The following is a 10,028-nucleotide window of genomic DNA, read 5'->3' as shown; positions in this document are numbered from 1 at the left end:
GCCCCGAAGGGCCCCGCCCCGCCGCGCCCGGCGCACCCCTGCCGCCACCCCGCCGCGCCTGGCCGGGTGGCGGCTTCGCGCCCGGACCCGGGCCCGAACGAGGTGGACATGCGGTCGCGGGGCGAGCGGGCCACGCTGGGAGGACGGATTCCGCCCGGCCGGTCGCTGACCGGCCGCGGGGCGCGCGAGCCCCGGGCGGCGGGGTGCGGTGGCGACCGACGCGGCGCGGTGGCCGGGGTGGTGGCCGCGCTCGGACGGCGCGTACGAGGAGGAAGCCATGGCGCAGCACCATCGTGCGGAGACCGGCGGGAGCCCGCCGCCCACCGCGCCACCGGGAGAGGGCAGGGTCACGGCAGCCGGCCACGGCCGGACCAACCCGAAGCTGGCGCTGGCCGCGATGATGTTCGGCGTCGCGATGATCTTCATCGACCAGACGATCGTCGCCATCGCCGCGCCCAGCATCAGCGACGAGGTCGGCCTCACCTCGTCCGGCGTGCAGTGGGTGATCAACGCCTACCTGCTGGCGCTGGCCGCGTTCTTCGCGCTCGGCGGGCGGCTCTCCGACATCTACGGCCACAGGCGGATCATGCTCGTCGGCACCGTGGTGTTCGTGCTCGCCTCGGTGCTGTGCGGCGCCGTGCCCGACGGCGGTTTCGCCCAGGGCTGGTTGATCACCTTCCGCGCCGTCCAGGGGTTCGGCGCCGCGCTGCTGTTCCCCGCCGCGCTCGCCGTCGTGGTCGCGGTCTTCCCGGTGGAACGCCGGGGCCGGGCACTCGCGTTGTTCTTCGGACTCACCGGCGCGCTCACCGCTGTGGGGCCGCTGCTCGGCGGGTGGCTCACCGACTGGACGTGGCGCGCCATCTTCTGGGTCAACGTACCCGTCGCGGTCATCGCCCTGGTGCTGGCCTCGCTCGCCCACATTCCCGAGCGGCGGCGCGCCGAACGGCTCGACCTACCGGGCGCGTTCCTCGTGGCGGTCGGCATGGGGCTCAGCGTGCTCGGCTTCCAACAGGCGTCGTCCTGGGGCTGGCGTTCGGTGGCGACCTGGGCGTGCATCGTCGGCGGCGCAGCCGTGCTGGTCGTCTTCTGCCGCTACGAACTCCGGGTGCGCGAACCGCTGATCCAGCTGCGGGTCTTCCGCGACCGGGCGTTCACCGCCGACAACCTGGTGCTGTTCTTCGCGATGCTTGCCTTCGTGCCGCTGTTCTTCTTCGCGTCGGTGTACGCGCAGGTCTCGCTCGGCGCGACCGCCAACCAGGCCGCCCTGTACCTGCTGTACTTCTTCGCCGGGTTCGCCATCGCCTCGCAGATCGGTGGCCGCATCCTCGACATGCGGGGTGCCCGGCCCGCGATCCGGCTGGGCGGTGCCGTCGGCGCCGTCGGGTTCGCACTGTGGGCGGCGCGGCTGACCGACCTGTCCATGCACGACCAGTGGCCGTTCGTCGCGCTGGCCGGTGCCGGGATCGGGTTCCTGCTGGCCCCCGCCTCCACCGACGCCGTCAACCGCTCCATCGGCGCGTCCTACGGCGAGGTGACCGGCGTCGTCCAGACCATCCGCAACTACGCAGCCGCCATCGGCCTGGCCGTCTACGGCACCCTGCTCACGCACGCCACCACCGACAACGTCGCCGGGACGCTGCGGGAGCGCGGCCTGTCCACCGGGGAGGCGGACCGGGCGGCGTCCGGCGTGGCCGAGGCCGTCACGGGGCAGACCGGCAGCCGCGGACCGGGCGGTGACGGCCCGCTGGCCGAGACCCTGCGCGGCGCCGCGAGCGCGATCCGCCTGGACTTCGCCGAGGCCAACCGCTGGGTCTTCTACGGCATGGCTCTCGCGATGGCGCTGGCGTTCGTCTGCTCCTGGTTCCACCCGGGCACCCGCGTCACCGAGCGCCCACCCGAGGACGAACCGTCCGGGCCCACCGGGCACGGCGCCGACCGGGGGCCGGGGCCCGGCGCGGTCCCCGACTCACCGGAGGGGCTGCCGAACCTGCCCGCGGACGCGGTGGAACGGACCCCGGTGGGGCACCGCTGACCGCCCGCCGATGGCCGGCCACCGGCCACCGCGCCGCGCGCCCCGGCACGAGCCCACGCTCGCCACGGCGCGCGGCGCGGCACGGCCTCAGAGCCGGGCGCCCATCAGGTGGTCCATCGCCAGCTGGTCCAGCCGCTCGAAGGCCATACCACGGGCGGCGGCGGCGTCGACGTCGAACTCCTCGAACGCCGAGACGTCCGACAGCAGCGCCGAAGCGGTCTCACCGGCCGCCAGCGTCGGGGCGTTGAGCTCGTCCACGCGGGCGGCGGCCAGCGCCTCCTGGACCTCCGGGTCGGCGCGGAAGGCCGAGGCGCGCTCCCGCAGGATCAGGTAGTTGCGCATGCAGCCGGCGGCCGACTCCCAGACGCCCTCGGCGTCCTCGGTGCGCGGCGGCTTGAAGTCGAAGTGGCGGGGGCCGGTGTAGCCGCCGGTCTCCAACAGGTCGACCAGCCAGAACGCGGCGCGCAGGTCGCCTGCGCCGAACCGGAGGTCCTGGTCGAACCGGGTGCCGTGCTGGCCGTTGAGGTCGATGTGGAACAGCTTGTCCGACCACAGCGCCTGGGCGATGCCGTGCGCGAAGTTGAGCCCCGCCATCTGCTCGTGGCCGACCTCCGGGTTGACGCCGAAGAGGTCGGGCCGCTCCAGGCGGTCGATGAAGGCGATCGCGTGCCCGACGGTCGGCAGCAGGATGTCGCCGCGGGGCTCGTTCGGCTTCGGCTCGATCGCGAACCGCAGCCCGTAGCCCTGCTCGGTGACGTAGTCGCCCAGGAGGTCGAACGCCTCCTTCATCCGGTCCAGCGCCCCGCGGACGTCCTTGGAACCGTTGCTCTCGGAGCCCTCCCGGCCGCCCCACGCGACGTAGGTCTCCGCGCCGAGCTCGGCGGCGAGGTCGATGTTGCGCATGGTCTTGCGCAGTGCGTACCGGCGGATGTCCCGGTCGTTGGCGGTGAAGCCGCCGTCCTTGAAGACCGGGTGGGAGAAGAGGTTGGTGGTGGCCATCGGGACCTTGACGCCCGTGGTCGCCAGCGCGTCCTTGAACCGCTTGATGATCGCGTCGCGTTCGCTCGCCGACGAGCCGTGCGGGATCAGGTCGTCGTCGTGGAAGGTGACGCCGTGGGCGCCCAGTTCGGCCAGCCGGTTCACGGCCTCCACCGGGTCCAGCGGAGCGCGGGTCGCGACGCCGAACGGGTCGTTGCCGCTCCAGCCGACGGTCCACAGACCGAAGCTGAACTTGTCCTGCGGGGTGGGCACGTAGTTCTGCGGCACGGGCGCTCCTCGTCTCGGTCCTGCGGGCGTGCGGGGGTACCGGCCGTGACGTGGCGCGGTTCCGGTGATCGGACGCCATTTCGTCAGGGCTATTTACAAATTAGTATGCGTACCCGCCGAGGCAGTCAAGAGACCCGTCGTCGCAACATGGGTGTGCGAACGCGCGCACCATCGGTGGACGGCGCGCGGGCCACCACGACCGCCCGCGCACCGGACCCGCCCGGACGCCCACGCCCGAACGGCGCGCGCGACCGCCACCGCACCGCACCCGGACCCCAGGAGGCAGCACCCATGGCCACAGCGCACGGACCACTGGTCATCGGGGTGGACAGCTCCACCCAGTCCACCAAGGCACTCGTCGTGGACACCGCCACCGGTGAGGTCGTCGCCTCCGGCCAGGCGAGCCACCCCACCACCGCCACCCACGAGATCGACCCCGAACACTGGTGGAAGGCCCTGACCTCCGCCCTGGAGCAGTGCGGTCGCGCGGCGACCGAGGCCGAGGCCATCTCCGTCGCGGGTCAGCAGCACGGACTCGTCACCCTCGACGCCACCGGCGCCCCCGTCCGCCCCGCTCTCCAGTGGAACGACGTCCGCTCCGCACCCCAGGTGGAGTCCCTCACCCGGGACCTCGGCGGCCCCGCCGCCTGGGCCCGCCGCGTCGGCAGCGTCCCCGCACCCTCCTTCACCGCCCCCAAGTGGCGCTGGCTCACCGAGAACGAGCCCGAGACCGCCGCCCGCACCGCTGCGATCCGCCTGCCCCACGACTACCTCACCGGCCGCCTCACCGGCGAGGGCACCACCGACCGCGGCGACGCCTCCGGCACCGGCTGGTGGGCGGGGGACGAGGCCGGCTACGACACCGGCATCCTCGACCACCTCGGTCTGGACCCCGCGCTCCTCCCGCGCGTCGTCGGACGCGGCGAAGGCGCCGGCACCGTCATGGCCGCCGCCGGGCTCCCGCTGCGGACCGGCGCCCTGGTCGCCGCCGGCACCGGCGACAACATGGGCGCCGCCCTCGGCCTCGGCCTCGCCCCCGGCACCCCCGTCCTCAGCCTCGGCACCTCCGGCACGGTCTACGCCGTCAGCCGCACCCGACCCGCCGACGAGACCGGCACCGTCGCCGGCTTCGCCGACGCCACCGACGGCTGGCTCCCGCTCGCCTGCACTCTCAACTGCACCCTCGCCGTCGACCGCGTCGCCGCCCTCCTCGGCCGCGAGCGCGAGGACGTCGAACCGGCCGCCGGCCCGGTGCTGCTCCCCTTCCTCGACGGCGAACGCACCCCCCAACTCCCCTACGCCTCCGGCCTGCTCTACGGACTGCGCCACGACACCACCGGCGGTCAGGTCCTCCAGGCCGCCTACGACGGCGCCGTCTACGCCCTGCTGCGCGCCCTCGACCTCGTCCTCGCCGACGAGTCCCGCCCCGACGCCCCGATCCTGCTCATCGGCGGCGGGGCCCGCGGCACCGCCTGGCGCGAGACCGTCCGCCGGCTCTCCGGCCGTCCCGTCCAGGTGCCCCGCGCCCAGGAACTCGTGGCGCTCGGCGCCGCCGCCCAGGCCGCCGGCCTGCTGCTCGGCACCGACCCCGCCGAGGTCGCCCGCGGCTGGCGCACTGCCGAGGGGCCCTCCCACGACGCCGTCCCCCGCGACGACGAGGCGCTCGCCCGGCTGGAGAACGCCCTCACCGGCGCCGACGACCTGCTGCGCCGCCCCACCCCCGGCACCGCGACCACCGAGGCAACCGGCACCGCGACCCCGGACACCGCCGCGAACGCCCCCGGTGGCGACGAGCGGGGCGGTAACCTCCCGCGATGACCACCACCCGCCGGCTGCACACCCAGCAGGACATGCGCCGCCGCAACCTCGCGGCCGTCCTGTACGCCGTCGCGGACGGCGGCCCCGCCTCCCGGGCGCGGGTCGCCGACCGGATCGGCCTCACCCGCACCGCCGTCTCCACCCTCGTGGACGACCTGCTGGCAGCCGGCCTGCTCGCCGAAGCCGGCCTCGGGCACTCCGGTGCCCCGGGCCGGCCCGGCACCGTCCTCGCCCTCAGCGACCGCGGCCCCTGCGGCCTCGGCGCCGAGATCGGCGTCGACCACCTCGCGGTCTGCGCCGTCGACCTGCGCGGCCGGGTCCGCGCCCGCGCCGCCGTCGACTCCGCCAACCGCGGCAGCGAACCCGGCCCCGTCCTGGCGCGCCTCGCCGAACTGGTGACGCGCGTCGGCACCGAGGTGACGGCCGCCGGGCTCCACCCCGCCGGGCTGCGCGTCGCCGTGCCCGGCCTCGTCTCCCGGGGGCACGCCCACGTCGTCCAGGCCCCCAACCTCGGCTGGCGCGACGTCGACCTCACCACCGGCCCGCTCGCCGGACACGGCCCCCTGACCGCCGACAACGAGGCCAACCTCGGAGCACTCGCCGAGCTGTGGATCGGGGACCCCGTCTGCCGCACCGGCGACGTCCTCCACATCTCCGCCGAGATCGGCATCGGCTCCGCCATCCTCACCGACGGGCAACTCCTGCGCGGCAACAGGGGATTCGCCGGCGAACTCGGCCACGTCCCCGTCCGCCGCCGCGGTGAACCCTGCGCCTGCGGCGGCCGGGGCTGCCTGGAGCAGTACGCGGGCGAAGCCGCCCTGCTGCGCGCCGTCGGCCTCGACCCGGCCCGCGCCGTCGCCGAACACCCGGGCCCCGGCGGCCGATCCGCCTACCTCGCCGGCCGCGCAGCCGACGGCGACCGCGACGTCCTGCGCGCCTTGCGCGGCGCCGGGACCGACCTCGGCATCGCCCTCACCGGCGCCACCCACCTGCTCGACCCGCACGCCCTGGTCCTCGGCGGCGCACTCGCCGTCCTCGCGCCCTGGCTCCTCCCCACGCTCACCGCCGAGTTGGGCCGCCGTCTCGGCGCCGCCCCGCTGCTGGTCGTCTCCCGGCTCGGTGCCGACGGGCCCCTGCTCGGCGCCGCCCACGCGGTCACCCGCTCCGTCCTCGACGATCCGCTGCGCACCGGCGACGCCCGGCTCTGACCGCCGTCTCCTGCGTCGGCGCCGGTGCCGGCCCACCGGCCTGCCCGTCCGACTCGCCGCGGGAAAGCGGGAGCCCCGGCCGGTGGCCGGGGCTCGACTGGCGGGCGGGGGAGGGGCTGCTCAGACCTGGTAGCCCGGGCCGTCCTGACCGATCGCGTCGATCTGCTGGTAGACCTTGGTCTTCAGCAGCTCCGGGTCCGGAACGTGGCGGAGCGTCATCTTGCCCTGCTCCGAGGCCGACTGCACGTGCAGCGTGCCGTACCGCATGATGCGCTCCCACAGACCGACCGAGTACGACACGTCGTTGATCCGCGTCAGCGGGATGGACCGGCCGGCCTTGGTGATGAACCCCGTCCGCTTGTGCAGCCGCTTGGTCGTCAGCACGTAGACCGTCGAACGCCACTGGAGCAGCGGGATCAGCCAGAACCAGAGGGCGGCGACCACACCGACGCCCAGGATCACCCAGCGCCCCGCATCGCTCCACTCCTCCTCGGACGGCACCACCCACATCAGGGCGGTGGTACCCGCGATGACGACGAGGAGCAGCAGGAACTCCGTGACCAGCGTGGTCCAGTGCTGGCGGGTGTAGAAGACCAGGTCTTCGTCGTCTGCGAGGTACTTGTCCGCGATAGGCATGCGCGAATCCTGGCACACCGCGGCCTGCGGCCGGGAGGGACGGCCGGTAGTCGGTACCGGGCCGGTACCGGGGCTTCACCGGTCCGCCCGGGGCGAGTTGCGACGACCGCCGCCGCGCCCCCGGGGCACACCGCCCGCCGCCCCCGGAGCGGGCCGCTCCGGGCAGGCCGCGATCCCGGGCGTGCCCGCCGGACGTCCCCATCGGTGGCCGCCGGGGACGGCACACCGGGTCGGTGACTCTCCGCCTCGCGGAGGGGACGCAGGTCGTAAGCTCCAGACATGTCCACACCTCGGCGCAAGCCTCGCTCCTACCATCCCGACCGGGTCCGGGATGCGGTGCTGGCGCAGGTGGAATTCGTCCGCCTGGCCGCCCACGAGCTCACCCCCCAGCAGCTCGGCAGGCCCACCGGCCTGCCCGGCTGGGACGTCCGCCACCTGCTGGCCCACCTCGCCCGGCAGATCGACGCCCTCCCGCAGCTCCTCGCCGAGCCGGCGCCCCGCGCCTCGCGCCCCTCCTGCACCCTCTCCCAGTGGGTGCTGGGAACGGGCGAGATCGCCACGAAGATCGACTCCTGGGCCCAGGAGGACGCCGCCGCCCGGGACGACCAGGCCGCCGCGATCGACACCGCCGCGGAGGAGCTGGAGTCCGTCATCGACACCGGCGTCCGCGAGGACCTCCTGCTGCCGCACGTCTTCGGGCCGATGCGCGCGATCGACTTCACCGTCACCCGGCTCGTCGAACTCGTCGTGCACAGCGACGACCTGACGCGCGCCACCGGCAGCCCGGTGCGCCTGGACCGCATGGCGGTCGCCAGCACGGTCCGGGTGCTCGCCGACGCCCTCGCCGAGAAGGCGCCGGGGTTCTCCACCGAGCTCCGCATCCCGCCGTTCGCCGCCGTCCAGTGCCTGGCAGGCCCCCGCCACACCCGCGGCACCCCCGGACAGGTGGTGGAGACCGACCCCGTCAGCTGGGTCCGGCTCGCCACGGGCCGCGCGACGTGGAAGACGATGACGGCCACCGGACGCCTCAAGGTCGGCGGCGAACGCGCCGCCGGTCTCGCCGACGAACTGCCCGTCCTGCACTGAGCCACCGCCGCACCGCCTGCGACCGGAGCCGACCGGCGCTGCTCGGCTCTGACCGAGGGCGCCCGAAAAGGCTCCGTAACGGACACGGCGGCCGAACACCAGGTCGCGAACCTGTTCCGATCGCCCCCGTGCCGCCGACCCCGGTCGTCACCCCGGGTCACCACCGGGCGGGCCCAGAGTGGCCGTCACCCGCTGCGTCGCAGGTCGGAGAGGGTGGCGGCCCGGAGTGCGCCGTTCCGGGCCGCTGTTCGGTGAGCCATGTGTCACAAGGAGCGCGGCCCGCGCCCGGGGCAACCTGCCCTAGACTGACGAATGTGCGTGGTGATGGACGACTCAGCCACGACCTCGACCCCGGTGAGAAGGGCCCGAGAGACGCCTGCGGCGTCTTCGGTGTCTGGGCTCCGGGCGAGGAGGTCGCCAAACTCAGCTATTTCGGTCTGTACGCGCTGCAGCACCGTGGGCAGGAGTCCGCGGGCATCGCGGTGAGCAACGGCTCGAAGATCCTCGTCTTCAAGGACATGGGTCTTGTCTCGCAGGTCTTCGACGAGACCTCCCTCGGCTCTCTCCAGGGGCACATCGCCGTCGGGCACGCCCGGTACTCGACGACCGGGTCCTCCACCTGGGAGAACGCGCAGCCGACGTTCCGTGCGACGGGCCACGGCTCGATCGCGCTCGGCCACAACGGCAACCTGGTCAACACCGCCGAACTGGCCGGGATGGTCGCCGAGCTGCCCGGGGGCCACACCCCCAGGCACCGCGTCGCGGCCACCAACGACACCGATCTCGTGACCGCGCTGCTGGCGGGCCAGACCGACGACGAGGGCAAGCCCCTGACCGTCGAGGAGGCCGCCGAGCGCGTCCTTCCCCGGGTCCGCGGCGCCTTCAGCTTCGTCTTCATGGACGAGACCACGCTCTACGCCGCCCGCGACCCGCAGGGCTTCCGCCCGCTGGTCCTCGGCCGGCTGGAGCGTGGCTGGGTGGTCGCCTCGGAGAGCGCGGCACTCGACATCGTCGGCGCCTCCTTCATCCGGGAGATCGAACCGGGCGAGATGATCGCCGTCGACGAGAACGGTCTCCGGACCCGTCGATTCGCTGAAGCGAAGCCCCGGGGCTGCGTCTTCGAGTACGTGTACCTCGCCCGGCCCGACACCGACATCGCCGGCCGCAACGTCTACCTCTCGCGTGTCGAGATGGGTCGCCGCCTCGCGGGCGAGGCCCCGGTCGACGCCGACCTGGTGATAGCGACACCGGAGTCCGGGACACCGGCGGCCATCGGCTACGCCGAGGCCAGCGGCATCCCCTACGGCTCGGGCCTGGTGAAGAACGCCTATGTGGGGCGCACCTTCATCCAGCCGAGCCAGACCATCCGCCAGCTGGGCATTCGGCTGAAACTGAACCCGCTGAAGGAGGTCATCCGGGGCAAGCGGCTGGTGGTGGTGGACGACTCGATCGTCCGCGGCAACACCCAGCGCGCCCTCATCCGGATGCTCCGCGAGGCCGGCGCGGCCGAGGTCCACGTGCGGATCAGCTCGCCCCCCATCAAGTGGCCCTGCTTCTTCGGCATCGACTTCGCGACCCGCGCGGAGCTGATCGCCAACGGCCTGACCACGGACGAGATCGGCACCTCCCTCGGCGCCGACTCCCTCTCCTACATCTCGCTGGACGGCATGGTCGAGGCGACCACGATCGCCAAGCCCGACCTCTGCCGGGCGTGTTTCGACGGTGAGTACCCGGTGGAGCTGCCCGACCCGACCCTGCTGGGCAAGGACCTCCTGGAGGAGCGTCCCGGCCGTGACGGCGCACGCCACAGCGACGTGGACGGGGTCGACGCCCTGGTCACCGGTCCCGGCGCCGGCGACGCCCTGCGCAGGCCGTGACGCAGGGCGCCGCGAGTCCGGCGGGAGCGACGCACCCCGTGCGCGTCCTCCCGGCCGGTGCGGCGCCCGCCCCGCCCCCGGGGCAGTTACGGGAGCACGTTCCGT

The 10,028-nt window shown here is 74.2% G+C and carries 7 protein-coding genes; 5 read left to right on the top strand and 2 right to left on the bottom strand.

The annotated features are described in order from the left end of the window. Positions 1-277: 277 nt before the first annotated feature. Positions 278-2,032 (top strand): MFS transporter, encoded by a 1,755-nt coding sequence (locus HCJ92_RS18840; protein ID WP_420824742.1) that lies wholly within the window; start codon positions 278-280, stop codon positions 2,030-2,032. Positions 2,033-2,119: 87 nt separating this feature from the next. On the opposite strand, the gene xylA is transcribed toward HCJ92_RS18840, so the two are convergent. After that, a complete protein-coding gene (xylA, locus tag HCJ92_RS18835; protein ID WP_167934797.1) occupies positions 2,120-3,298 on the bottom strand; it encodes a xylose isomerase in 1,179 nt (392 codons plus the stop codon). A gap of 291 nt (positions 3,299-3,589) precedes the next feature. On the opposite strand from xylA, the gene xylB reads away from it, so the two are divergent. Together xylB and HCJ92_RS18825 are read left to right on the top strand one after the other, a co-directional pair. After that, positions 3,590-5,116 (top strand): xylulokinase, encoded by a 1,527-nt coding sequence (gene xylB / locus HCJ92_RS18830; protein ID WP_167934796.1) that lies wholly within the window; start codon positions 3,590-3,592, stop codon positions 5,114-5,116. Continuing rightward, positions 5,113-6,324: an ROK family protein gene (locus HCJ92_RS18825; protein ID WP_245240998.1), complete on the top strand. Its 1,212-nt coding sequence runs from the start codon at positions 5,113-5,115 to the stop codon at positions 6,322-6,324. The genes xylB and HCJ92_RS18825 overlap by 4 nt, the downstream gene beginning before the upstream one ends. Before the next feature lie 120 nt (positions 6,325-6,444). Here HCJ92_RS18825 and HCJ92_RS18820 read toward each other — a convergent pair whose 3' ends face one another. Further along, positions 6,445-6,960: a PH domain-containing protein gene (locus tag HCJ92_RS18820; RefSeq protein WP_167934795.1), complete on the bottom strand. Its 516-nt coding sequence runs from the start codon at positions 6,958-6,960 to the stop codon at positions 6,445-6,447. A gap of 279 nt (positions 6,961-7,239) precedes the next feature. Here HCJ92_RS18820 and HCJ92_RS18815 point away from each other — a divergent pair, with 279 nt between their 5' ends. Together HCJ92_RS18815 and purF are read left to right on the top strand one after the other, a co-directional pair. Beyond that, positions 7,240-8,046 (top strand): maleylpyruvate isomerase family mycothiol-dependent enzyme, encoded by an 807-nt coding sequence (locus HCJ92_RS18815; RefSeq protein WP_167934794.1) that lies wholly within the window; start codon positions 7,240-7,242, stop codon positions 8,044-8,046. Positions 8,047-8,360: 314 nt separating this feature from the next. Beyond that, a complete protein-coding gene (gene purF / locus HCJ92_RS18810; protein ID WP_167934793.1) occupies positions 8,361-9,923 on the top strand; it encodes an amidophosphoribosyltransferase in 1,563 nt (520 codons plus the stop codon). The last annotated feature ends 105 nt before the right edge of the window (positions 9,924-10,028 follow it).

Origin of the sequence: Streptomyces spiramenti, from assembly GCF_012034385.1 — a bacterium.
Taxonomy (GTDB): domain Bacteria; phylum Actinomycetota; class Actinomycetes; order Streptomycetales; family Streptomycetaceae; genus Streptomyces; species Streptomyces spiramenti.
Note: the sequence above shows the minus strand (reverse complement) of the source record. Positions and strands in the feature narration are given on the sequence as shown.